The sequence below is a fragment of the Paraburkholderia sp. JPY419 genome (assembly GCF_050435705.1).
Classification (GTDB): domain Bacteria; phylum Pseudomonadota; class Gammaproteobacteria; order Burkholderiales; family Burkholderiaceae; genus Paraburkholderia; species Paraburkholderia youngii.
The window spans coordinates 288,146-312,134 of sequence record NZ_JBNDKV010000002.1 but is presented as its reverse complement, the minus strand read 5'-3'; the positions used below and the strand labels follow the sequence as shown (position 1 = coordinate 312,134).

Sequence of the window (23,989 nt, the reverse complement as noted above, 5' to 3'; positions counted from 1 at the left end):
GCGTTGAGCGTGACGAGTCTCAAGCCGCCGCATGTGCCGCGCCGCGTGCCTGACCAGCGACGCTTTGCACCCAGCCGAGGCCGGCCTCGGTCGTCGTGCGCGGCTTGTATTCGCAACCGACGTAGCCTTCGTAGCCAAGCGAGTCGAGCAGCGCGAACAGATACGGATAGTTGATCTCGCCGGTGCCCGGTTCATGCCGTCCGGGGTTGTCCGCAAGCTGGATATGCGCGATCTGCGCGAGGTTCTTTTCGATCGTCGCCGCGAGTTCGCCTTCCATCCGTTGCATGTGATAGATGTCGTATTGCAGGAACAGATTGTCCGAGCCGACTTCGCGAATCACGTCGAGTCCATCGCGCGAGCGGTTCAGCGCGAAGCCTGGAATGTCATACGAGTTGCACGGCTCGACGAGCAGCCGGATGCCGGCCTTCTGCAACTCGCGCGCGGCAAAGCGCACGTTCTCGACGATCGTCGCGCGGGCGGTGTCGGCGGAGACGTTCGCGCCCGGAATACCGACGAGGCAATTCAGTTGCGGCACCTTCAACGCGCTTGCGTATTCGATCGCGCGGCCGACGCCTTCCTGGAACTCGGCGACCCGATCGGGCAGACACGCGATGCCGCGTTCGCCGGCTTCCCAGTTGCCCGCCGGCAGGTTGTGCAGCACCAGCTTCAGGCGGTTCTGCTGCAGACGTTCGCTCAACTCGGCGATCGAATACGGATACGGAAACAGGAATTCGACCGCGTGAAAGCCGGCATTGGCTGCTGCCGCGAAACGGTCGAGGAACGGCACTTCGTTGAACAGCATCGTCAGGTTCGCTGCGAATTTCGGCATGGTGCTTTTGTCTCTCAGGTCGGTCAGTGAATGGCGGTGGGCGTGACGGGGCGAGGGCGCGGAGCGTGAGCCAAGCCCTCGCGCATCGTGCGCGCTGAATGCCGCGGGTGCTGCGAACGCGTGACGCTCAATCGAGCAGGCTGATTGCGGTCGGCGCGTCCTCGCGCTTTTCAGCGAGTTCCTCGAACTCGTTGATCGCGTCGATCTCGGTGCCCATCGAGATGTTGGTCACGCGTTCGAGAATCACTTCGACGATCACCGGCACGTTGAACTCGGCGAGCATCGACTGCGCTTTTTGCAGCGCCGGCTTCAGCTCTTCCGGCTTGAACACGCGAATCGCCTTGCAGCCGAGACCTTCGGCGACCGCGACGTGATCGACGCCATAGCCGTTGGTCTCCGGCGAGTTGATGTTCTCGAAGCCGAGCTGCACGCAGTAGTCCATTTCGAACGCGCGCTGCGCCTGGCGGATCAGCCCGAGATACGAGTTGTTCACGACGACGTGCACGTACGGCAGCTTGAATTGCGCGCCCGCCGCGAGCTCTTCGATCATGAACTGGAAGTCGTAGTCGCCGGACAGCGCGACGATCGGCCGTTGCGGATCGGCCGCGCGCACGCCGAGCGCCGCCGGAATCGTCCAGCCGAGCGGGCCGGCCTGGCCGCAGTTGATCCAGTTGCGTGCCTTGTACACGTGCAGGAATTGCGCGGCGGCAATCTGCGACAAGCCGATCGTGCTCACGTAGCAGGTGTCGCGGCCGAACACCTGATTCATCTCTTCATAGACGCGCTGCGGCTTCATCGGCACATTGTCGAAGTGCGTCTTGCGAAGCATCGTGCGCTTGCGTTGCTGGCAATCGGCAACCCACGCGCTGCGATCCTTGAGCTTGCCAGCGGCCTTCCATTCGCCGGCAACTTCGACGAACAGTTCGAGCGCGGCCTTCGCGTCCGACACGATGCCGAGATCCGGGCCGAACACGCGGCCGATCTGCGTCGGTTCGATATCGACGTGCACGAACTTGCGGCCCTTCGTATACACATCGACGCTGCCGGTGTGACGATTGGCCCAGCGGTTGCCGATGCCGAGCACGAAGTCCGATGCGAGCATCGTCGCGTTGCCATAGCGATGCGAGGTCTGCAGACCGACCATGCCGGCCATCAGCGGATGGTCGTCGGGAATCGCGCCCCAGGACATCAGCGTCGGGATCACCGGCACGCCGACCGTTTCGGCGAACTTCACGAGCAGGTCTTCGGCCACCGCGTTCAACACTCCGCCGCCCGATACGATCAACGGCTTGCCGGCATCGTTGAGCAGCGTCAGCGCCGCTTCGATCTGCTTGCGAGTCGCCTTCGGCTTGTAGACGGGCAGCGGTTCGTACGTGTCGATATCGAATTCGATTTCGGCGAGCTGCACGTCGATCGGCAAGTCGACCAGCACCGGGCCCGGGCGGCCCGAGCGCATCAGATGGAACGCCTGCTGGAACACCCGCGGCACCAGCGCGGGCTCGCGCACGGTCACGGCCCACTTGGTGACGGGCTTCGCAATCGCTTCAATATCGACGGCCTGGAAGTCTTCCTTGTACAGACGCGCGCGCGGCGCCTGGCCTGTGATAGCCAGAATAGGAATCGAGTCGGCCTGGGCGGAGTACAAACCGGTGATCATGTCGGTGCCGGCGGGGCCCGACGTGCCGATGCACACCCCGATGTTGCCCGGCTGGGCACGCGTATAGCCCTCGGCCATGTGCGACGCGCCCTCGACGTGACGCGCGAGCACGTGGCTGATGCCGCCGGCTTTGCGCATCGCCGAGTAGAACGGGTTGATCGCGGCGCCCGGCACGCCGAACGCGGTATCGATGCCTTCTTTTTCGAGCACCAGAACGGCGGCGTCGACGGCTCTCATCTTGGCCATGGATGTCTCCTCAATGTCGGTAATTACTCGGTTGAGGGACACTGTAGACCTGCGCCAAAGGTTTGATAAGATCAGTCCGGGTCGCTTATTCCGAAACAAAAAGTATGGAATGGCGTGGCGCCCGGCGCACGGCCAGCATCAGCCCGGCAAGAGACAGGGGAGACGAGCATGGACCGCTTCAAACAGATCGAAACCTTCGTGCGGGTCGCCGATGCGGGCAGTCTCGCGGCAGCGGCGCTGGAGGAGGGCGTGTCGCCGGTGATTCTCGGGCGGCGCATCGACGCGCTGGAGAAGCGCCTCGGCGTGAAGCTGATGTATCGCACGACGCGGCGGCTGGTGGTCAGCGAGGACGGCGCGGCGTTTCTTGAACGCTGCCGCGGGCTCCTCACCGAGTGGGATCAGGCGGAAAACGAACTGAGCGCGGGGCGCCGCGCGGTGAATGGCCATCTGATCGTGTCGGCGCCGGCCGCGTTCGGCCGCAAGCATGTCGCGCCGCTCGCGCCCGCATTTCTGCGCGACAAACCCGGGTTGCAGATGTCGTTCAATCTGACCGACCGGGTCGTCGATCTGGTGCGCGAAGGGTACGACCTGTCGATTCGCATCGGCGGCACGGTCGATCCGAACTTCGTCGCGGTGAAGCTCGCGTCGAACCGGCGCGTGGTGTGCGGTACGCCCGAGTATTTCCGTCGTCACGGCAAGCCGAAGACGCTCGAGGATCTGCCGGCCCACAACTGCCTCGCGTTCAATCTGCAAGGCGGCCAGAACCGCGGCTGGTATTTTCGCCGCAACGGCAAGCTCGCGACGGTGCGGGTGGGGGGCTCGCTCGACTGCAACGATGGCGAACTGCTGCATCGCTGGGTTTCGGAAGGGCTCGGACTCGGCTGGCGCTCGACATGGGAAATCCAGCAGCAGCTTGCGCGCGGTGAGCTGGAAACCGTCCTCGACGAGTATGCGCTGCCCGATTACGACATCCTCGCGGTCTATCCGCAGCAGCGCTACGTGCCTGCGCGGGTGCGCTATTTCATCGACTATCTGAAAGACGTGTACGCAAGCGACGACTACTGGAACGGGCCGTCGTACTAGCGGGCGTGTTAGTTGGCGAGAGGCCCGCGGGCGAGCCCGAACTTTTGGCGATTGCTGGCGGAAGTCGGGAATAAACTGGGTCTATGGCCAGTTCTGCTGTGAAAGACACGTCAGCCCACCACGCGGGGCGCTCGACAGCAGCGACCCGCACGACGCAGCCGCCATGCCCTTGGAGGGACCCACGTGGTCCAGACCGACTCAGACGCCGCCCGCGCGCGGGGCGAGCCTAGTGCCCGCCCCGCCACCGATGCCGATTCCGATGCCGCGAAAAGCCGCCGCTTCCAGCAGCTGGCGTTGCCGCATCTGGACGCCGCATACAACCTCGCGCGCTGGCTGTGCGGCAATCCGAACGATGCCGAGGACGTCGTGCAGGAAGCGTTCATGCGCGCGTTCCGCTTCTTCGATACGTTTCGTGGCGACTCCGCACGGCCGTGGCTGCTCGCGATCGTGCGCCGGACCTGGTACACGGAATGGCGGCGGCGCGCGCCGACGCACGACATGCTCGAATTCGACGAAACGATGGACGACGCGACCCTCGACGGCTGGAGCGCAGGCGGTGACGATCCGCAGACACTGCTGATCCGCGACGAGGATGTGCGACTGGTGCACGATGCGCTGGCGCGTTTGCCGGTCGAGTATCGCGAGGTGCTGATCTTGCGTGAGCTCGAAGAGATGGGATATCGGGAGATCGCGGTGGTGGCCGATGTGCCGATCGGTACGGTGATGTCGCGGCTCGCGCGTGGGCGGCGCAAGCTGGCGGAGGTGTTGATGGCGCAGCAGCGAGGCGGAGGGGATCCGGTAGGCAACGGGCGCAAAGGCGGGCAGGGTAGCCGGCAGGAGGCGCCGTCGGATCGCGACGCGCAGTCCGGGCGACTCGCGAGGTCGGCGGCCACCGCGCCCCCTGCACCCTGCGCCCAGCCGGCAAACAGTTCCGGCGACGGTCGCCCGGCATCGTCGGCGGCCATGCCCGCCACCGCAACAGTGACACAGCTCCGGGCGTTTGCCGACGGCCGGCCCCTCAACATTCCCGGCGCTGCCGCCGACCCCGCTCAGGAGACGCCGGATGGACTGTAACGAAGCACGGCCGCTCCTCGATGCGAATGCCGATCACGAATTGCCGGCGACCGATGCGCGCCGGGTCCAGCAGCATATCGAGAACTGCGACGATTGCCGGCGCGCGAGCGACAACGTGCGCGCGCTGAGCGGCGCGCTGCGCGCGGCGCCGTATCATCGGGCGCCGCAGTCGTTGCGGGCGCGGATCGTGGCGGGCTTGCCCGGCGTCGTCGACGAAGGGGCCGCGACGGCGGCGACGGCGGGCGCCCGACGATCTACCGAAGAAGTCCGCCGCCGGGATGACGCAGCCGGTGACGCAGCAACCTCGGCGTCAGCGTCGCGGGGCGTGGTGGCCCGCGTGGCTCGACGGATGGCTCGGGGGCTTCGGCGGCCCGCTCGGCGCGGGCGGTGCAAACCGCGCGGCCGCGTACGGCGGTCTTGCGGCACTGGTGATTGCGTTGTGCGCGGCCGCCGCGGTCCTGACGCTGACGCTGCATCGTCCGGCCGACTCCTCGCCGTTCACCGACGAACTCGTCGAAAGCCATGTGCGCGCGCAGGTCTCCGGCCGCGACATCGACGTGATTTCGACGGACCGTCACACCGTGAAGCCGTGGTTCAACGGCAGGCTCGACTATTCGCCGCCGGTCGAGGACCTCGCGGCGGCCGGCTTCGCGCTTCAGGGCGGCCGGCTCGACTACCTGGCGCATCAGCGGGTCGCGGTGCTCGTGTACCGCTACGGCAAGCACGTGATCGACGTGTACGTGTTTCCGCAGTCCACGGCGGAGGGCGCGGCGCCGGCGGCGCTCGGTCACGACGGCTACTCGATCGCGCACTGGGACGCGGCGGGCATGACCTGGTGGGCGATCACGGACGCCGCGCCCAATGCGCTCACGGGCTTCGAAGCGGCGCTCCGGGCGCGGTTGCAGAGCGGTAGCCAACGCACGGAAGCGGGTTGAGCGGCTGCCGCGGCCCGATTTCCCCGGATCTGTGTCCCTAAGCTCTTGAAAACACGTCCGATTCCACGGCCGAATCGGCGGAATGCCTTGCAACCCGTCCCCAACCGGGTTACACTTTCGGGCTTCTCACTTGCCGCACCGGTTCCGACGCCCGGGCGGCTTTAATCCACAAGGAGTGTGTAATGCGTCATTACGAAATCGTCTTTATCGTGCATCCCGATCAAAGCGAGCAAGTGCCCGCCATGATCGAGCGTTACAAGAGCACGATCACATCGCACGGTGGTCAGATCCACCGCGTCGAAGACTGGGGCCGTCGCCAACTGGCCTACATGATCGAGAAACTCGCGAAGGCTCACTACGTCTGCATGAACATCGAATGCGACCAGACCACGCTCGACGAGCTGGAACACGCGTTCAAGTTCAACGACGCCGTTCTGCGTCACCTGATCGTCAAGATGAAGAAGGCCGAAACCGGCCCGTCGCCGATGATGAAGGAAGTGCAGCGCGAAGAAGCCAAGAAGTCGGCAGCCGCTCAGCCGACCGAAGCGCAGGCTTAAGACACACTATTTAAGCTACCAGACACGCAGCGTCGCTCCGCTCACGTACACGAAGGCATCTCAAGTACATGAACCGGCTGCAACTCACGGCGAGCGTCGTCGAACGCGAAGCGGTGCGGTACACGCCCGCCGGTGTTCCGATTGCAAGCTGCACGTTGCACCACCGCACGGAAGTCGTCGAGGCGGGCATTGCCCGTCAGGTCGAACTGACCATGCAGGCGGTCGCCGCGGGCGAAGCGAGCGGCAAGCTCGAAAACTGTCAGATGGGCGTCGAAACGCTCTTCACAGGTTTTCTGGCTAAAAAGCACCGAAACGCGCGAACTCTGGTATTTCACATCACAGCATTGCAGGACATTGGAAAGGACTAATCATGCCCCGCCCGACTGGTAAGAAATTCGACAAGCGTCGTCAGCAACAGAACCCGCTCTTCAAGCGCAAGAAGTTCTGCCGTTTCACGGCCGCTGGCGTCGAGTACATCGACTACAAAGACATCGAAACGCTGAAGGACTTCATCGGCGAGAACGGCAAGATCACGCCGGCACGTCTCACGGGTACCAAGGCGCACTATCAACGCCAGCTGGACACGGCTATCAAGCGCGCGCGTTTCCTCGCGCTGATGCCGTACACCGACCAGCACAAGGCCTAACCCGACGACGCGATAAGGAGCATCCGAATGCAAATCATTCTTCTGGAAAAAGTCGTCAATCTGGGTAACCTGGGCGACATCGTGAAGGTCAAGGACGGTTACGCACGTAACTTCCTGATCCCGAACAAGCAAGCTCGCCGTGCAACGAAAGAAGCCCTGGCTGAATTCGAAGTGCGCCGCGCAGAACTCGAAAAGGTCGCCGCTGAAAAGCTGGCAGCCGCTCAGGCTCAAGGCGAAAAGCTGGCAGGCCAGACGGTTCAGATCCATCAGAAGGCTGGCGTCGACGGCCGTCTGTTCGGTTCGGTGACGAATGCCGACATCGCTGAAGCACTGGGCAAGCAAGGCTTCGCGGTGGAAAAGGCGCAGGTGCGTCTGCCGGAAGGCCCGCTGAAGATGGTTGGCGAGCACCCGGTTCAAGTTTCGCTGCACACCGACGTTCTCGTCGATGTGACGGTGGCAGTGATCGGCGAGCACGTCTAAGTCGACCGCTGAGCATTACGCAGGATCAGCGAGCACTTCGCTGGTGAAGGGCAGGGGCCGGGTAACCGGCCCCTGCTTTTTTTGTGCCCCACTATCCGTCGAGTATCCCCGAGTTGGCGTTTTTTCCGCTCGCAGCCGTCGTCGGATTGCCCGATAATTCCTCCCCATGAACGCACCGTCCAAAGATCCCCAACTCGAGTCGCTGAAAGTCCCCCCGCATTCGATCGAAGCCGAGCAATCGGTGCTGGGCGGCCTGCTGCTCGACAACGCGGCATGGGACCGCATCGCCGACTTCCTCGCGCAGAGCGACTTCTACCGTTACGACCACCGCATCATCTTCGAGCACATCGGCAAGCTGATCGCGGCCACGCGTCCGGCCGACGTGGTCACCGTCTACGAAGCGCTCGGCACTTCGGGCAAGGCGGAAGAGGTCGGCGGCCTCGCTTACCTGAACGCGCTCGCGCAGAACACGCCGAGCGCGGCCAATATCCGCCGCTACGCGGAAATCGTGCGCGACCGCGCGGTGCTGCGCCGGCTTGTGTCGGTCGCCGATGAAATCTCCGCCGACGCGTTCAACCCTCAAGGCAAGGAAGTCCGGCAATTGCTGGACGAAGCGGAATCGAAGGTGTTTTCGATCGCCGAAGACGGCGCGCGCGGCACCCAGGGCTTTCTCGAGATCGGGCCGCTGCTGACCCAGGTGGTCGAACGGATCGATACGCTCTATCACACCGCCAATCCGAGCGACGTGACCGGCACGCCAACCGGCTTCGTCGATCTGGACCGCATGACCTCCGGCATGCACGGCGGCGAGTTGATCATCGTCGCGGGCCGTCCGTCGATGGGTAAGACGGCGTTTTCGATGAACATCGGCGAGTACGTCGCGGTCGAGTACGGACTGCCCGTCGCGGTGTTCTCGATGGAAATGCCGGGCACGCAGCTCACGATGCGTATGCTCGGCTCGGTCGGCCGGCTCGATCAGCATCGCATGCGTACCGGGCGTCTGACCGACGAGGATTGGCCGAAGCTCACGCACGCGGTGCAGAAAATGAGCGAGGCGCAGATCTTCATCGACGAAACCGGCGGTCTGAATCCGATGGAACTGCGCTCGCGCGCGCGCCGGCTGTCGCGCCAGTGCGGCAAGCTCGGGCTGATCATCATCGACTATCTGCAACTGATGAGCGGCTCGTCGGCGGGCGAAAACCGCGCGACCGAAATCTCGGAAATCTCGCGTTCGCTGAAGGGCCTCGCGAAGGAGCTCGACGTGCCGGTGATCGCATTGTCGCAGCTGAATCGCGGCCTCGAGCAGCGGCCGAACAAACGGCCGATCATGTCGGACCTGCGCGAATCGGGCGCTATCGAACAGGACGCCGACGTGATCCTGTTCATCTACCGCGACGAAGTGTACAACCCGGACAGCCCCGACAAGGGCACCGCGGAGATCATCATCGGCAAGCAGCGGAATGGTCCGATCGGCCCGGTTCGCCTCACGTTCCACGGTCAATACACGAAATTCGACAATTTTGCGGGCGCGCAGAACTTCTACGGCGGCGAGTGACACGACGCGCCGGGGGCTGTTGTAACGGCGCTGTAGCGAGTGCGGCAATGATGGCGGAACGGTACAATATGGCGGTTTTATGTCAGCCATTACGTGACCCATTTCCAGGATCCCAATGTTCGGTCGATTCATGCCCACCGAGGGCAAGTTCTTTGAAATCTTCAATTCGCACGCAACGTGCATCATCTCGGCAAGCCGCGAACTCGAGCTCCTGATCGACAATCTGCAGGACGCCGAAATCCACAAGCAAAACGTGCAAAAGGCCGAGAAAGCGGCCGACAAGCTCACGCACGAAGCCATCGACCTGCTGCACAAGACTTTCATCACGCCGCTCGACCGTGACGAGATCCACAAGCTGATCACGACGATGGACGACATCCTCGACCTGATGGAGGACGTCGCCACCGCGATCTCGCTGTACGACGTGCAAGCGGTCACGTCGGAGGCGAGCCAGCTCGCGCATATCTGCACGGCGACCTGCGAGCGCGTGCAGTTCGCGGTCAGCCTGCTGTCGGACATGAAGCAGGCGCGCCAGATCCTGAAGGCCTGCGAGGAAATCGACCGGCTCGAATCGGAAGCCGACCGCGTGCTGCGCGCGGCGATGTCGAAGCTGTTCCGCGAGGAAGACGACGTCAAGGCCCTGATCAAGCTGAAGGCGATCTACGAGCTGCTCGAAACGATCACGGACAAGTGTGAGGATGTGGCGAACATCATCGAAGGCATCGTGCTGGAAAACGCATAATGCAATCGATACAACTCGCTATCTGGGTCGTAACCGGCCTGGTTGCCATTGCGCTGGTGTTCGACTTCATGAACGGCTTTCACGACGCGGCGAATTCGATCGCCACGGTCGTATCGACCGGCGTGCTGAAGCCGCAGCAGGCGGTGGCGTTCGCGGCGGCGTTCAACGTCATCGCGTATTTCGTGTTTCACCTGAAGGTGGCCGCAACCGTCGGCAAGGGCACGATCGATCCGGACATCGTCGATCACTATGTGATCTTCGGCGCGCTGGCCGGCGCGATCGTGTGGAACGTGATCACCTGGGTCTACGGCATTCCGTCCAGTTCGTCGCACGCGCTGATCGGCGGGCTCGTGGGCGCGGCGCTCGCCAAGTCGGGCTGGGGGGCGCTGAACTGGGACGGTCTGATGAAGACCGTCGCGTTCATCTTCGTTTCGCCGCTGCTGGGCTTCGTGCTCGGCTCGTTCTTCATGCTGCTGGTGTCGTGGCTGTACTTCCGCACGCCGCCGAGCAAGGTCGACCGGCGCTTCCGCCGTCTACAACTGCTTTCCGCTGGCCTGTACAGCCTCGGTCACGGTGGCAACGACGCGCAGAAGACCATCGGCATCATCTGGATGCTGCTGATCGCAACCGGCTTTGCGTCGATGAAGGCGAATGCGCCGCCGCTGTGGGTGATCGGCGGCTGCTATCTGTCAATGGGTCTCGGCACGCTGTTCGGCGGCTGGCGAATCGTGCGCACGATGGGGCAGAAAATCACGAAGCTGAAGCCGGTCGGCGGCTTCTGTGCGGAGGCGGGCGGAGCGCTCACGCTGTTCACCGCGTCGGCGCTCGGTATCCCCGTCTCCACCACGCATACGATCACCGGCGCGATCGTCGGGGTCGGCGCGACACAGAAGTTGAGCGCGGTGCGCTGGGGCGTCGCCGGTAACATCGTGTGGGCGTGGATTCTGACCATCCCGGCGTCCGCGCTGCTGTCCGGCGGAGCATGGTGGCTGGGTCACCACTTCCTGTAATCACCTTGCGATACAGGCCTGCGCTGCTCGATTTGGCTGGGTCTGGCTAAACAGCACGCGCGGGCTTCGGCTTGATGCCGCCCGTTGCATCGCATCGGTTTCCCTACGCAGTTCGATTGAAAGCGCGCTTGCGTCGTCCTGAGGACCGGCGCGTCGCTCGATCCGTTCAGATCAGCGGTGCGTTTGCGCCGTCCATCGGGATGATCGCGCCCGTCACATAGCTTGCACGGCGGCTCGCGAGGAACAGCGCCACGTCGGCGATTTCCTCAGGCTTTGCGTAGCGGCCGAGCGGCATCCGGGCCTGGCCGCGCGCGAGCGCCTCCTCGTGGCCGATGCCTTGCTGCGCCGCCTCCAGCTGGACCGCTTCCTCGACCCGCTCGGTCAGCGTCGCACCCGGATTGATCGCGTTGATGCGGATGCCATAGCGCGCGTAGTAGTGCGCGAGGCCGACGGTTGCGAGCATCAGCGCCGCGTTGGCCGCGCCGCCCGCGATATGGATGTCGCTCGCGACCTTGCCGCCCATGCCGATGATATTGACGATCGTGCCCGGCTCGACGCCGCCGTTGGCCTTCGCGCGCTGGGCCATACGGCGCAGCACTTCCTGCTGCGGATAAATATACGGGAAATACTTCGCCTCCATCGTCGCGCGAAATGCGTCGGCATCGAGCGTCTCGGGGTCGTACCGGCGCGCGGCGCCGGCGCTATTGATCAGCACGTCGATCGGGCCTACCGCGGCGCTGACTTCTTCGACGATATCGGCGGCACTGTGCGGCTCGTGCAGGTCGGCGCGCGTGCGATGCACGTGGAATCCTTCCTGTTTCAGCTGTTCGTAGGCGCGCGCGAGGTTGGCGGGGTCGCGCGACACGATCGCGACCTTCGCGCCTTCCTGTGCGAAGGCCCGCGCGCAGGCGAAACCGATGCCCTTGCTGCCGCCGGTAATGAGCACCACCTTATTTTTGAGCCCGAGTTCCATGGTCGTTACCCGCCGTCGAAAGAATATCGATGACGATAGCAGATCACGGCCTCAGAAGTTGCCGTTCGCGAAACGGGCGATCGGGTCGTCGCTGCTTTGCGTGGGTGCGGGCGCGCCGTCGGAAGCAGTCGACGCGCGCATCAGCTGCACGGCGCCAGCGCCGTCGGTCTGCTGTGCCTGACGGGCCAGGCGTGCCGCGATGGAAGCGGGCGGCGGCGGTTCGAATGCATCGGCGGCGGCGTCGATCGCGTCGGGTGCGGTTGGCGGGAGGACGCGGGCGGTCGTGGCGGGCTGCATCGGTTGAGCGGGTGAAGGAGCGCCGCTTTCGTACATGCGTGTCTGAGCCGCCGCGACCGGCGGCGGTGCCACGGCGCCCGCCGAGCGCGCCTGCAGTTGCGCGTCGCTGAGGCCCGACGGCGGCGGCTCGAATTGATCGGTTTGCGCGACGGGCGTGCCGCTGCCTGCACCGGTCGGCGGCATTGCGCCGGCATAGGTGGCAGCTGGCCGAACCGCCACCGTCGCCGCGGCGCCCGCGGCAGCGCGCTCCGTTTGCGGCGCCGCCGCCTGATAGCTCGGCGTATCGAATGGCGCGGGCGTCGCCGCCGGTCCCGCCATCCGGCGGATGCCGTCGAAACGCTTCGCCCAGTAGGGATTGGTCAGATAGTCGAGCCGCACCGTGCCGCCGGTCGATGGTGCGTTGACGAAGCGCAGCTTGCCTACGTAGATGCCGACGTGCGAATGCGCGCGCCCCGTCGTATTGAAAAAGATCAGATCGCCGGGCGCGATTTCGTCCGGCTCGACGGATTCGCCGCGCCCGCTCATCTCGGCCGTCGTGCGCGGCAGGTTCACCGACGCCGCGCGCAGCACCACGTAGCGCACGAGCCCGCTGCAGTCGAAGCCGCTGTCGGGCGTGTTGCCGCCCCAGCGGTAGGGCACGCCGACGAGGCTCATCGCCTGAATCGAGATCTCCTCGCGGCCGATGCTGTGGTCGACGAAATGGGGCAAGCCGGGCGGCGGCGCGTGATAGGCGCCGTTCGCGACGACGGTGCCGCCAGACCCGCGCGAGCTCTTCTGCGGCGCGCCGGCGCAGGCGGCGAGCAGCAGGACGGGCAGCAGCGATAGGGCGAGTCGGCGCATGAAGACGGCACGGGCGGTAAGCGCCCATTTACTCACTGACGATGTCGGGATGGTAGCCGCCCAACAAGGCTGCCGCAAGAATTGTTGATAAATTACTTGAAGTTTGTGCGCTAAGTGTTGCCTGCGGAGAACGTCGGCGCAATAAAAAAGCCGCGCCCGGAACGAACCGGACGCGGCTTGCGATGAAAAGCCGGATAGGGACCTCGGAACGCCTAGAGAATCTCCGACGCGTAGTCAGCGAGGCGCGAGCGCTCGCCGCGCGCGAGCGTCACGTGTCCGCTGTGCGCCCAGCCCTTGAAGCGGTCGACCACATAGGTCAGCCCCGAGCTGCCCTCGGTCAGGTAAGGCGTGTCGATCTGCGCGATGTTGCCGAGGCAGATGATCTTCGTGCCCGGACCCGCGCGCGTGACGAGCGTCTTCATCTGTTTCGGCGTCAGGTTCTGCGCCTCGTCGATGATCAGATACTTGTCGACGAACGTCCGGCCGCGCATGAAGTTCATGCTCTTGATCTTCAGGCGCGAACGGATCAGCTCCTGGGTCGCGGCGCGGCCCCATTCGCCGGCGGCGTCGTCGGTTTTTTGCAGCACTTCGAGGTTGTCGTCGAACGCGCCCATCCACGGCTGCATCTTTTCCTCTTCGGTGCCCGGCAGGAAGCCGATGTCTTCACCGACCGGCACCGTCGCGCGCGTCACGATGATCTCGTTGTAGCGCTTGTCGTCGAGCACCTGCGCGAGGCCCGCCGCGAGCGCGACGAGCGTCTTGCCGGTGCCGGCCTGGCCGAGCAGCGTGACGAAGTCGATTTCCGGATTCATCAGCAGGTTCAGCGCGAAGTTCTGCTCGCGATTGCGCGCCGTGATGCCCCACACGTTGTTCTTGTGGTGGCCATAGTCACGCAGCGTTTGCAGCAGCGCGGTCTTGCCGTTCAGCTCGCGCACGAGCGCATGAAACGCGGGCTCGCCGTTCTGCGGCTCCAGATAAACGAACTCGTTGACCAACATCGAAGCGCACAGCGGACCCGTCACACGATAGTACGTGGTGCCGGTTTTGGTGTCCTGCCAGCTTTCCATGCCCTTCGCGTGCCGGGTCCAGAAGTCTTGCGGCAGTGCGCGGATGCCCGTGTACAGCAGGTCGCTGTCCTCGAGCACCTGGTCGTTGAAGTAATCTTCGGCGGGCAGGCCGAGCGCATGCGCCTTGATGCGCATGTTGATGTCTTTCGACACCAGCACGACCTGGCGATCCGCGCGATCGCGCTGCAGCGCGCGCACGACGCCGAGGATCTGGTTGTCCGCCTTGCCTTCGGGCAGCCCTTCGACGGGCTCGATCGCGGTCAGCCGGGTCTGGAAGAACAGGCGTCCGGATGCCTCGCGGCTGCCCAGCCGCGCGAGCGAAATGCCGCCGGTGATGTCGCCCGCGTTCGCGACGAGCGCGTCGAGCGTGCGGCTCACCTGACGCGCGTTGCGCGCGACTTCCGACATCCCCTTCTTGTGGTTGTCGAGCTCTTCCAACGTCATCATCGGCAGATAGACGTCGTGCTCCTCGAAACGGAACAGGCAGCTCGGATCGTGCATCAGCACGTTGGTGTCGAGCACGAAAAGCTTCTGCACCTCGACTGGCGCGGCGCTGGCGCCGCGTTTCTTGCGCGTGGCGGCCGGGGTCGCCGCGGCGGGTGCGGCGGCTGTTTCGGCCGTGGGGTGCTTCGCGCGTGCGACGACCGGCTGCGTTGCGGCCTCGTCGTCCCCGAGCTGCGAGCGCCCGGATGGAACCGGCTGCAACAGCGCGGCGGTCTGTTTGGTCTTGCGGCCACGCGCCGGCGCGGGTTGCGCGGCGGGCGGCGATTCGACGGCGGGCACGGGCCACAACGTGGTGGCGGCGTTGGCGGCGTGCGCCATCGGGGTGGCAACATTGGCGCGGCCGTAATCGGCCGACTCTGCGGATTCCCCTTCACGCGCCTGTTTTTTCGCAGTGGAGCGAGCGGGCGTGACGGCTTTGGCCTTGTATTCGTCAGGCGACAAAAGATTGCCGAGCTTGCTGGGGGGAGTAGGCAAAGGCATGGTTTCCCTCGAAATGATCGGGTCGCATATCGTGCGCCGCCCGTCGCATTCTGACGATGCCTTCATGGGGCACCCAGTCTGCGCGAGGAGGCGCGCATTCGGTCTAGAGATGCCGGTTCGCCTGGTCTTCGATAGGCTCCTTGACGGAAGCGCGCGAACCAGTGAACGAGCGGTCGCGCGCAATTAAAAAAGCCGCCGCCCCGGCATCCGGGGCGAGCGGCTCGACGATGATGCTCGCATTGCGCCTCACGCTCGGAACGGCACCGGTGGACCCGGTCAAGCGGCCGGCAGAGCTGGCGCAGCGGAGAAAAATATGGGGTGGGCAGGCACTCATTGCGGCCCAATATAACGCGCATCAAAGCGCTTGTACAGCCTCCAGAATTTCGTCGACGTGACCCGGCACCTTGACGCCGCGCCACTCCTGGCGCAGCACGCCAGCGGCGTCGATGAGGAACGTGGAGCGCTCGATTCCCCGTACCTCTTTGCCATACATTTTCTTCATTTTGATGACGGAGAAGAGCGCGCAGACGGTTTCTTCCGGATCAGAAATCAGCGGGAAGGGTAGTTCGAGCTTGGCCTTGAAGTTGTCATGCGAACGCAAGCTGTCGCGCGACACGCCGATCACTTCCGCGCCGGCCTTCTTGAACTTCGGATACAGATCGCGGAACTGCAGACCTTCGGTCGTGCAGCCCGGCGTGTTGTCCTTCGGATAGAAATACAGCACCACCTTCTTGCCCCGCAGCTTTGACAGCGTGATTTCGCCGCCCGTCGCGGCGGCGGTGAAGTCGGGGATGGGTTGGTCGACTGCGATGGACACGAGGTTCTCCGGTGGTTGGGGCCGGCGTCGCTAGGTGCCGCGGCGTCGGCCGGTCTGTCGTCGAGGTTGTTGTTGTTCGGGGATTCGGTCGGCGTGCGGCCTTGCGGTTGCCTTGCGGCTGCCAGATCGGCAGGCCACGCGGCGAACGGGCAGGCAGCAAGCGGCGTGCTTACCGACGACGACTTTCGCACCGCGCCGCGGCCCTTCAGGGCTGGACGATCAGTTCGCCGGAGCGCCCCGGGATCTCACCCCACGTAACAGGGTACGAGGGCAGCGTGTCGCGGTCTAGCGTGGCGTAGTAATCGCCCATCGTGGCGAACGTGTGGCCCTGCGCGCGCCAGCCTTCGAGCAACTGTTCGAATACCGGCGCGAGCTTCTGTCCTTCGAGTTCCGCGTGCAGCGTGAACACCTGGTCGTGCGGATTTTTTTCGGTTTGTTTCAGCATCCACGCGGCGACGTTGTGCGTGTCGACACCATCGACACCCAGCACTTCGTCGAGCGTCGGCAGCGTGGTCGGCATCTGCACGTGCTTGAGCGTCCTGCCGTCGACCACCGGCAGATACGGCGAGTGGCCGCGACCATCAGACGCGTAGTGCATGCCCCACGCGTCGATCTGCTCGAACGCGTGGCCGTTCATCTGCCAGCCCGCCGCGCCGTGCGTGACGGGCGGCGTGCCGAATACCTCGATGAAGCGCGCGTGGCTCTGCTGCATTTGCGCGACGGTCCACGCGCGATCTTTGGCGCGCACGTTGTCCTGCCAGTACACGTGATCCCAGGTATGGATGCCGCACTCGAAGCCGGCTTCGTGGATCGCGCGCATCTCGGCCGCGGCCTTCGCGCCGATGTCCGGACCGGGCAGCAGCACGCCGTACATCAGCTGTTTGACGCCGTAATGCTCGACCACCGACGTGCGCGACACCTTCTTCAGAAAACCCGGCCGCAGCACGCGGCGCATCGCCCAACCGGTATGGTCGGGCCCGAGGCTGAACAGGAAGGTGGCGCGCGCCTTGAAACGGTCGAAGATGCGCGCGAGATTCGGCACGCCTTCGCGGGTGCCGCGCAGCGTGTCGACGTCGATCTTCAGGACGATGCGAGCCAAGGATGCGCCCTTATTGCTGTTCGACGAGTGCGCGGGCGTCCGCGACGTGGCCGCGATACGCTTCGAAAATCTTGCGCAGCGCTTCGTCGAAAGTCGACGTGGGTGCCCAGCCGAGTTCCTGCTTCGTGTTGTCGATCTTCGGCACGCGGTTCTGCACGTCCTGATAGCCGTTGCCGTAGTACGCGCCCGACGACGTTTCGACCAGTTGCACTTTCTTGGCCGAGTCCGCGTATTCGGGGAATTCGGCCGCAAGTGCCAGCATCTTGTGCGCGAGCTCGCGCACCGAGAAGTTGTTGGTCGGATTGCCGATGTTGTAGATCTTGCCGGTGGCGACGCCGTTCTTGTTCTCGATGATCTTCATCAGCGCGCTGATGCCGTCGTCGATATCCGTGAATGCGCGCTTTTGCGCGCCGCCGTCGACGAGGCTGATGTTCTCGCCACGTACGATGTGGCCGAGGAACTGCGTGACCACGCGCGAGCTACCTTCCTTCGGCGTGTAGATCGAGTCGAGGCCCGGGCCGATCCAGTTGAACGGACGGAACAGCGTGAAGTTCAGGCCTTCCATGCCGTAGCCCCAGATCACGCGGTCCATCAGCTGCTTCGAGCACGCGTAGATCCAGCGCGGCTTGTTGATCGGGCCGTACGACAGCTGCGATTCTTCCGGATCGAACTGCTCGTCCGTGCACATGCCGTAGACCTCGGAGGTCGACGGAAACACGAGGTGCTTGCCGTACTTGACGGCCGAACGCACGATCGGCAGGTTCGCCTCGAAGTCGAGTTCGAACACGCGCAGCGGCTGCTTCACATAGGTTGCGGGCGTGGCGATCGCGACGAGCGGCAGGATCACATCGCACTTCTTGATGTGATATTCGACCCATTCCTTGTTGATCGTGATATCGCCTTCGAAGAAGTGCATCCGCTCATGATTGACGAGGTCGCCGAGACGTTCGGTCTGCATGTCCATCCCGAACACTTCCCAGTCGGTCGTTTCGAGAATGCGTTTGGACAGGTGATGGCCGATAAAGCCATTCACACCCAGAATCAGGACTTTTTTCATGAATGAGATTGGATGAGCTGGGCGAATTTCGCCGGACTGACGGCAGTCTCGCCGCCATCGTGCTGGTGCCGCAATTCGCGGATGTTGATTGCGCGGCCGTCGCCGCAAATTGCGAAAACGGCATTATCGCTTACGTGCAGGCCCGGGGGCAAATCCGAGCGGAGCGCGCCGGGCACGGCCAGACGCGCGCGTGCAACGATGAAACGATGGCCGTTCAGATCCGTGAAAGCGCCCGGATACGGCGGTGCGACCGCGCGGATCAGGTTGTAGACCTGCTGCGCGGACTGGCTCCAGTCGATGCGGCCGTCTTCCGGTTTGCGGCCGCCGTAGTAGCTGCCGTGCGCGAGATCGTTCGGCAGATGCGGCGCCTCGCCCGCGAGCAGCGCCGGCAGCACGCGCCAGAGCGTTTGCTCCGCGGCGACCGTGACCTTGTCGAAGACCTGCGCGGCGGTGTCGTCGGGGAGGATCGGCACCGGTGTTTGCGCAATGATCGCGCCGGCGTCGGGTTTTGCGGCCATTTCGTGCAGCGTCGCGCCGGTTTCGCTCTCGCCGTTGAGCACCGCCCAGTTGGTCGGCACGCGGCCGCGATACTTCGGCAGCAGCGAACCGTGCATGTTGTAAGCGCCCCGTGCGGCGATCGCGAGCAGATCGGGCGGCAGCATGTGGCGGTAGTAGAACGAGAAGATGAAGTCCGGCCGCGCGGCGCTCACCGCGGCGCGCAGTTCCGGGCTCTTCGGATCGGCCGGCGTGATGACGGCGATGCCGTGCTCGGCCGCCACCGATGCCACGCTGCCGAACCAGATGTTCTCGCTCGGGTTGTCTTCGTGCGTGACGACGAGCACGACGTCGACGCCGCGCGCGAGCAGCACTTGCAGGCAGCGCACGCCGACGTTGTGATACGCGAATACGACGGCGCGCGGCTTCATGGCTGGTGTCCCTGATCGGCGACCGGCACCGGCTGCACCCCTTGCGCGACGGTCTGGCGCGGCGCTTCGGCGACGGCGCCGCCGTCGCGTTCTTCGAGAATGGTCTGCACCAGATAACGCGGCCGCGCACGCACCTGCTGATAGATCCGGCCGATGTATTCACCGAGCAGGCCGAGCGCGAAGATGATCACGCCGAGCAGGAAGAAGGTGATAGCGAACAGCGTGAACACACCTTGAACTTCCGCGCCGATGATGAAGCGCCGAATCAGCAGCAGGACGAACAGCGCCGCGGAGCCTAGCGACAGGATCACGCCGATGAACGACAGCCATTGCAACGGCACCACCGAGAAGCCGGTGACGAGGTCGAAATTCAGGCGGATCAGCGAGTACAGCGAGTACTTCGACTCACCGGCGAAGCGTTCTTCGTGCGCGACCTCGACTTCCACCGGATTCTGCGCGAACGTGTACGCGAGCGCGGGGATGAACGTGTTGATTTCGCCGCAGCGGTTGATCGTATCGATGATGTGACGGCTGTACGCGCGCAGCATGCAGCCTTGGTCGGTCATCTTGATGCGCGTGATGCGCTCGCGCAGATGATTCATCGCGCGCGACGCCTTGCGGCGCCACAGGCTGTCCTGACGCTGCCGACGGATCGTGCCCACGTAGTCGAAGCCCTCGCGCATCTTCGCGACGAGCTTGCCGATTTCCTCGGGCGGATTCTGCAGGTCGGCGTCGAGCGTGATTACGATGTCGCCGCGCGACTGCTCGAAGCCCGCGAGAATTGCCATGTGCTGGCCGTAGTTGCCGTTCAGCAGGATCACGCGCGTCGTGTCGGGCCGCGCGCGGAACTGCCCGGCGAGCAGCGCCGCGGATTTGTCGCGGCTGCCGTCGTTGATGAAGATCACTTCATAACCGGTGCCGAGTGCATCGAGCGCCGGATAGAGGCGCGCGAACAGCGCGGCCAGTCCGGCTTCCTCGTTGTACACCGGAATGATGATCGACACTTCCGGTGCGACGGCGCGATGTTCCGAATAAGTCATGTCCGCTTACTTTCCGTAGTGTTCGCAAATTTCGTTGACCGCGCGGCACACGCGCTCGACATCGCCTTCGTTCATCAGCGTGAAGAGCGGCAGCGTGACGGTGGAGGCGCCAAAGCGCTCCGCGTGCGGGAACATGCCTTCCTTGAAGCCGCGCGCGCGGTACAGGGAAAACAGGTGCAGCGCAGGGTAGTGCACGCCCGAGCCGATGCCGCGCTCCTTCAGTTCGCCCATGAAGCCGGCGCGGTCGATCGACAGTTTTTCGAGCGGCAGCGTGATCTGGAACATGTGCCAGTTGCTGTTTTGGAAGTCCGCGGCGGGCAAGCCGACGCCGAGCTTCACGGCCGCGCCGCCTTCGAGCTGCGCGAAGTACGCGCGCACGAGCTTCTTGCGCTGTGCGATGAAGCGCTCCAGATGCGGCAGCTGGCCGAGGCCGACGCGCGCGGCGACGTCGGTCAGGTTGTACTTGCCGCCGAGCACGTCGCAGTCCATGCCGTCGAAGCCGGTGCGCGTGATGCCCTGCAGCCGGTATTTTTGAGCGAGCACCGCTTCTTCTTCGTTGTTCAGCACGAGCGCGCCGCCTTCGACCGAGGTCAGGTTCTTGTTCGCGTGGAAGCTGAACGACACGATGTCGCCGAGCTTGCCGATGCGCTCGCCGTTCCAGGTCGAGCCGAACGCCTGCGCGGCGTCTTCGATCACGCGCAGCTTGTGCTCGCGGGCGATCGCGTACAGACGGTCCATGTCGACCGGCAAACCGGACAGGTACACCGGCAGCAGCGCCTTGGTGCGCGGTGTGATGGCTTTTTCGAGCAGATCGAGATCGATGTTGCGCGTGACCGGGTCGATGTCGGCGAACACCGGCGTCGCGCCGGTTTCGAGGATCACGTTGGAGGTCGACACCCAGGTGGCCGGCGTCGTGATGACTTCGTCGCCGGGACCGACGCCGGCGATGCGCAGGCCGATTTCGAGCGTCGCCGTGCCGGAATTGAACGTGCGCACCGGGCGGCCGCCGCAGAACTCGGACAGCGCGGCCTCGAACTTCTGGTTCTGCGGGCCGGTGGTGATCCAGCCGGAACGCAGCACGTCGGCGACGCCCTGGATCGTTTCCTCGTCGATCTCGGGTTTGACAAACGGCAAAAACGGGACTTGTGACTGGCTCATGAATGCATCGCTCGATTGAAAGGGGCGCGGCCCGACGGGCGCGAAGTAAACCACAAACTACGCGCAAACCCAAGGCCGCGGCGGAAAAAACGCAACCGTGCAGCTTACCGCGCCCTACCTTACGTCAGGCTTAGGCGGCTCGTGTGCCGCGTGGGTTCCTGCGCGAGGCGCGGCGGCTAGCTGCGCGCGAGCACGACCACGCCGACCAGAATGATGCCGATGCCGACCAGCTTCTGCACCGACATCACTTCGCCGAACAGATACCACGCGGCGATCGCGTTGACCACGTAGCCAAGCGACAGCATCGGATACGCGATCGACACGTCCACACGCGAGAGCCCGATAATCCATACCGCCACGCTGATCACGTAGCAGGCGAGCCCGCCGATGATGGGCGGCTGGGTTGCCAGCTTGAAGCCGATGGGCAGGATGTTCGCACGGGTGAATTCGAAGTGTCCAACGGCATTCGTGCCGGCCTTGAGCAGCAGCTGCGCGCCGGCGTTCAGCGTGACGCCGGCGAGGATGCAGAAGAGGGAAATCGGGTTCATCGAACGGTCTGGTTCTCTAAAGGATTAGGGCTTTGCCGCGGGCGTGGAGGCGGGGGCAGCGGCGGGAGCCCGGTCGGCGAGCGGCTTCATCACCACCACGCGACGCGGATCGCGCGCGATCACCTGCATCGGCACGCCTTGCTTGACGAGGCGCTCGTAGGTCGGCGGCGGGATCAGCGCGAGCGCGTAGCGATCGGCCTTCCAGCGCTCGATCCACGCTTGTTCCGTCGGCACCCATTTTTGCGGCTCGACGGACACGCCGAACGCGAGCTCGTCCGGGTGCGCGACCATGATCATCGTGTGGCCGATGTAGAACGGCAGCGTGTGGTCGAGCACGCCGACCGAGTAGAACGGCGTGTCGGGCGGCAGCTGCGCAAGTTTTGCCTTGATCGCGGGCGCGAGCGGCGCGCCGGAGCTCAGGCGTCCGAACACGTCGTGGCCGGTGCCCGCGATCGTGGCGAGCAGCAGCCAGCCCGAGCCGAACGCGGCAAGGCTGCCGAGGCCGACCCGCGCGTTGGCGCCCACGCCATCCTCGCCGCGGCGGTTCAGCCACAACGCGACCAGCGTGAGCACGAAAGCCACGGCCAGCCCGGCGAGCACCCACACGCGGAATTCGGCGTACAGCGCGGCCGGATTACGCTGGGAGCCGAGGCGCGGCAGGAACAGCGCGGCAAACGCGGCGACCACGAAAAACAGCGCGTAGCCCGCCAGATGCCGGCGCAGCTGCTCGCGCGTGACGAGCGGCAGGTACATGCCGATCAACATCGCGATCGGCGGCGCGATCGGCAGCGTGTAGGACAGCAGCTTCGAGTGCGACGCGCTGAAGAACAGGAAAATGAAGACGATCCACGTGAGCATCAGCGTGACCGGCGCGAAGCCGTTCGGCTGGCGCGGCTGACGCCACGCGTGGCGCACGCTTTGCACGGTTACCGACAGCCACGGCAGGAAGCCCACCAGCAGCACCGGCACGAAGTAGTAGAACGCGCCGGGGCGATTCTGCTCGGGCGTCAGATAGCGCTTGAACTGCTGGACGACGAAGAAGAAGTTCAGGAATTCCGGATTGCGCTGCTGCACGAGGACGAACCACGGCGCGACGATCGCGAAAAAGACGATCAGGCCGCTCAGCAGGTGAAGCCGCTTCCACAGCGCCCAGTCGCGCGCGATCAGCGTGTAGAGCACCAGCACCGCGCCCGGCAGGATCAGCCCGACGAGGCCCTTGGAGAGCACCGCCAGCGCCATCGACGCCCAGCACACCCACATCCAGCCGCGCACGCACGGGAGGCGCAGGTTCGGGCGCTGCGCGAGCAGCAGCGCGCACAGCGTGAGGGTCATCCAGAACGACAGGCCCATGTCGAGCGTGTTGAAGTGGCCCATCAGGTTCCAGTACGGCGCGCAGGCGAGCACGAGCGCCGCGAACACGCCGGTCGCCGCGTTGAACACGCGCGCGCCGGTGAAGCCGATCAGCAGCACGCCGGCGAAGCCCGTCAGCGCGGTATAGAGGCGCGCCTGCCATTCGCCGATGCCGAACCACGCGAACGTCAGCGCGTTCGCCCAGGTCTGCAGCGGCGGCTTCTCGAAGTACTTGTAGGCGTTGTAGCGCGGCGTGATCCAGTCGCCGGTCAGGAACATTTCGCGCGCCATTTCGGCGTAGCGGCCTTCGTCGCTCGGCAGCAGATGGCGCCAGCCGAGCGGCACGAACCAGATCACGGCGAGAACCAGCACCAGCAACAGGATTGCGGTGCGGTTGAGCGGTAGCCTCGACGGCGTATCGTTCATGAAATATCAACCCTTCTTGTTATCGACGACGCGCGCACGGGCGCGGCGCGGGGGCCAGAACGGGGCCGGCGCCGGCGCGGGCTCGCGCGGGATGCGCCGGCGCCGGGCCCGCTCAGGCTTCGATCAGCAACGCGGCCGCGACCTTGCGGCCCTCCGCCATCAGAATGTTGTAGGTGCGGCAGGCGGCCTTGAAGTCCATCGTTTCGACGCCGATGCGTTTCGCGGTGAGCGCGGCGGTCAGCCGCGGGTGCGGAAAGCGCAGCCGCTCGCCGCTGCCGAACACGACCACTTCGGGCGCGGCGTCGACCAGCATCGCGAAATGCTCGGCGCTCAGCTGCTCGAACGACGAGACGGGCCAGGAAATGACCGGCGCGTCCGGCAGCACGAGAATACTGCCCGCGTGACGCACCAGATTGATTTCGACGTAGTCGGCGCCGTAGCCGGTAACGGTATTCAGCGCGCCGCTGGAATCCTGATGTAATTTCAAATTGGTTTTCCGAAGTCGTCGTGAGACGTCATGCGTATTGCCGGCCTGGATGCACGTCGCACAGGCCGTGCGGTTCGACGCGTGTGACACACGAGAAGGCCGAAAA

At 64.7% G+C, this 23,989-nt stretch carries 24 protein-coding genes and 1 pseudogene; 11 read left to right on the top strand and 14 right to left on the bottom strand.

Translation table 11 applies throughout. The annotated features are described in order from the left end of the window. Nucleotides 1–19 precede the first annotated feature (19 nt). Nucleotides 20–829 carry a hydroxypyruvate isomerase gene (gene hyi / locus QFZ91_RS07625; RefSeq protein ID WP_429566839.1) on the bottom strand — a complete coding sequence of 270 codons (810 nt, stop codon included), beginning with the start codon at nt 827–829 and terminating at the stop codon, nt 20–22. A gap of 127 nt (nt 830–956) precedes the next feature. Next, complete coding sequence (gene gcl, locus QFZ91_RS07620) at nt 957–2,732, bottom strand: glyoxylate carboligase (protein WP_429566838.1); 1,776 nt, start codon at nt 2,730–2,732, stop codon at nt 957–959. A 168-nt stretch (nt 2,733–2,900) separates the two neighbouring features. Between gcl and QFZ91_RS07615 the strand changes: the two genes are divergently transcribed. The 11 genes and pseudogenes from QFZ91_RS07615 to QFZ91_RS07565 all read left to right on the top strand — a co-directional run bounded on the left by QFZ91_RS07615 (nt 2,901) and on the right by QFZ91_RS07565 (nt 10,814). Beyond that, nucleotides 2,901–3,815 carry a LysR family transcriptional regulator gene (locus tag QFZ91_RS07615; protein WP_429566837.1) on the top strand — a complete coding sequence of 305 codons (915 nt, stop codon included), beginning with the start codon at nt 2,901–2,903 and terminating at the stop codon, nt 3,813–3,815. Nucleotides 3,816–3,998: 183 nt separating this feature from the next. Next, nucleotides 3,999–4,889, top strand: coding sequence for an RNA polymerase sigma factor (locus tag QFZ91_RS07610; RefSeq protein ID WP_429566836.1), 891 nt, complete (start codon nt 3,999–4,001; stop codon nt 4,887–4,889). After that, a pseudogene (locus tag QFZ91_RS07605) lies at nt 4,879–4,941 on the top strand (hypothetical protein); the annotation flags it as partial. The gene QFZ91_RS07610 and the pseudogene QFZ91_RS07605, both read left to right, overlap by 11 nt. 238 nt (nt 4,942–5,179) lie before the next feature. Continuing rightward, entirely contained in the window at nt 5,180–5,824 is a 645-nt protein-coding gene (locus tag QFZ91_RS07600; protein WP_429566835.1) for a hypothetical protein, read from the top strand. Nucleotides 5,825–6,006: 182 nt separating this feature from the next. Continuing rightward, nucleotides 6,007–6,381, top strand: a complete 375-nt coding sequence (rpsF, locus tag QFZ91_RS07595; RefSeq protein ID WP_013089311.1) for a 30S ribosomal protein S6 — start codon at nt 6,007–6,009, stop codon at nt 6,379–6,381. A gap of 68 nt (nt 6,382–6,449) precedes the next feature. Then, nucleotides 6,450–6,749 (top strand): primosomal replication protein N, encoded by a 300-nt coding sequence (gene priB, locus QFZ91_RS07590; RefSeq protein ID WP_176108684.1) that lies wholly within the window; start codon nt 6,450–6,452, stop codon nt 6,747–6,749. A gap of 2 nt (nt 6,750–6,751) precedes the next feature. Beyond that, complete coding sequence (gene rpsR, locus QFZ91_RS07585; RefSeq protein WP_008922421.1) at nt 6,752–7,027, top strand: 30S ribosomal protein S18; 276 nt, start codon at nt 6,752–6,754, stop codon at nt 7,025–7,027. Between the two features lie 27 nt (nt 7,028–7,054). After that, nucleotides 7,055–7,507 (top strand): 50S ribosomal protein L9, encoded by a 453-nt coding sequence (rplI, locus tag QFZ91_RS07580; protein ID WP_368717915.1) that lies wholly within the window; start codon nt 7,055–7,057, stop codon nt 7,505–7,507. A gap of 166 nt (nt 7,508–7,673) precedes the next feature. Beyond that, nucleotides 7,674–9,062 (top strand): replicative DNA helicase, encoded by a 1,389-nt coding sequence (locus tag QFZ91_RS07575; RefSeq protein ID WP_176108683.1) that lies wholly within the window; start codon nt 7,674–7,676, stop codon nt 9,060–9,062. A 115-nt stretch (nt 9,063–9,177) separates the two neighbouring features. Next, entirely contained in the window at nt 9,178–9,804 is a 627-nt protein-coding gene (locus tag QFZ91_RS07570) for a DUF47 domain-containing protein (RefSeq protein ID WP_429566834.1), read from the top strand. Beyond that, nucleotides 9,804–10,814 carry an inorganic phosphate transporter gene (locus QFZ91_RS07565; protein WP_429566833.1) on the top strand — a complete coding sequence of 337 codons (1,011 nt, stop codon included), beginning with the start codon at nt 9,804–9,806 and terminating at the stop codon, nt 10,812–10,814. The genes QFZ91_RS07570 and QFZ91_RS07565 overlap by 1 nt, the downstream gene beginning before the upstream one ends. A gap of 166 nt (nt 10,815–10,980) precedes the next feature. Here the strand turns inward: QFZ91_RS07565 and QFZ91_RS07560 are convergent, their stop codons facing one another. The 12 genes from QFZ91_RS07560 to QFZ91_RS07505 form a co-directional block, all read right to left on the bottom strand. Beyond that, on the bottom strand, nt 10,981–11,787 hold the full coding sequence (locus QFZ91_RS07560) for an SDR family NAD(P)-dependent oxidoreductase (protein WP_429566832.1): 807 nt from the start codon (nt 11,785–11,787) through the stop codon (nt 10,981–10,983). A gap of 51 nt (nt 11,788–11,838) precedes the next feature. After that, on the bottom strand, nt 11,839–12,924 hold the full coding sequence (locus QFZ91_RS07555) for an NlpC/P60 family protein (protein WP_429566831.1): 1,086 nt from the start codon (nt 12,922–12,924) through the stop codon (nt 11,839–11,841). A 212-nt stretch (nt 12,925–13,136) separates the two neighbouring features. Then, complete coding sequence (locus tag QFZ91_RS07550; protein ID WP_429566830.1) at nt 13,137–14,975, bottom strand: PhoH family protein; 1,839 nt, start codon at nt 14,973–14,975, stop codon at nt 13,137–13,139. A 355-nt stretch (nt 14,976–15,330) separates the two neighbouring features. Next, nucleotides 15,331–15,792 (bottom strand): peroxiredoxin, encoded by a 462-nt coding sequence (locus QFZ91_RS07545; RefSeq protein WP_176377882.1) that lies wholly within the window; start codon nt 15,790–15,792, stop codon nt 15,331–15,333. Nucleotides 15,793–15,997: 205 nt separating this feature from the next. Next, a complete protein-coding gene (locus QFZ91_RS07540) occupies nt 15,998–16,891 on the bottom strand; it encodes a polysaccharide deacetylase family protein (RefSeq protein ID WP_176377881.1) in 894 nt (297 codons plus the stop codon). Nucleotides 16,892–16,901: 10 nt separating this feature from the next. Next, nucleotides 16,902–17,948 carry a bifunctional UDP-4-keto-pentose/UDP-xylose synthase gene (locus tag QFZ91_RS07535; RefSeq protein WP_176108676.1) on the bottom strand — a complete coding sequence of 349 codons (1,047 nt, stop codon included), beginning with the start codon at nt 17,946–17,948 and terminating at the stop codon, nt 16,902–16,904. Then, the gene (locus QFZ91_RS07530; RefSeq protein WP_429566829.1) at nt 17,945–18,874 is read right to left on the bottom strand and encodes a formyltransferase; all 930 of its coding nucleotides are present in this window, start codon (nt 18,872–18,874) and stop codon (nt 17,945–17,947) included. Before QFZ91_RS07530 ends, QFZ91_RS07535 begins: the two co-directional genes overlap by 4 nt. Further along, a complete protein-coding gene (locus QFZ91_RS07525; protein ID WP_176119907.1) occupies nt 18,871–19,914 on the bottom strand; it encodes a glycosyltransferase in 1,044 nt (347 codons plus the stop codon). The genes QFZ91_RS07530 and QFZ91_RS07525 overlap by 4 nt, the downstream gene beginning before the upstream one ends. Nucleotides 19,915–19,920: 6 nt before the next feature. Then, nucleotides 19,921–21,072, bottom strand: coding sequence for a DegT/DnrJ/EryC1/StrS family aminotransferase (locus QFZ91_RS07520; RefSeq protein ID WP_429566828.1), 1,152 nt, complete (start codon nt 21,070–21,072; stop codon nt 19,921–19,923). A 176-nt stretch (nt 21,073–21,248) separates the two neighbouring features. Next, on the bottom strand, nt 21,249–21,620 hold the full coding sequence (locus tag QFZ91_RS07515; protein WP_013089326.1) for an SMR family transporter: 372 nt from the start codon (nt 21,618–21,620) through the stop codon (nt 21,249–21,251). Between the two features lie 24 nt (nt 21,621–21,644). After that, nucleotides 21,645–23,396 (bottom strand): glycosyltransferase family 39 protein, encoded by a 1,752-nt coding sequence (locus tag QFZ91_RS07510; protein ID WP_429566827.1) that lies wholly within the window; start codon nt 23,394–23,396, stop codon nt 21,645–21,647. A gap of 112 nt (nt 23,397–23,508) precedes the next feature. Continuing rightward, nucleotides 23,509–23,883, bottom strand: coding sequence for an Mth938-like domain-containing protein (locus QFZ91_RS07505; protein ID WP_176377877.1), 375 nt, complete (start codon nt 23,881–23,883; stop codon nt 23,509–23,511). Nucleotides 23,884–23,989: the final 106 nt, after the last annotated feature.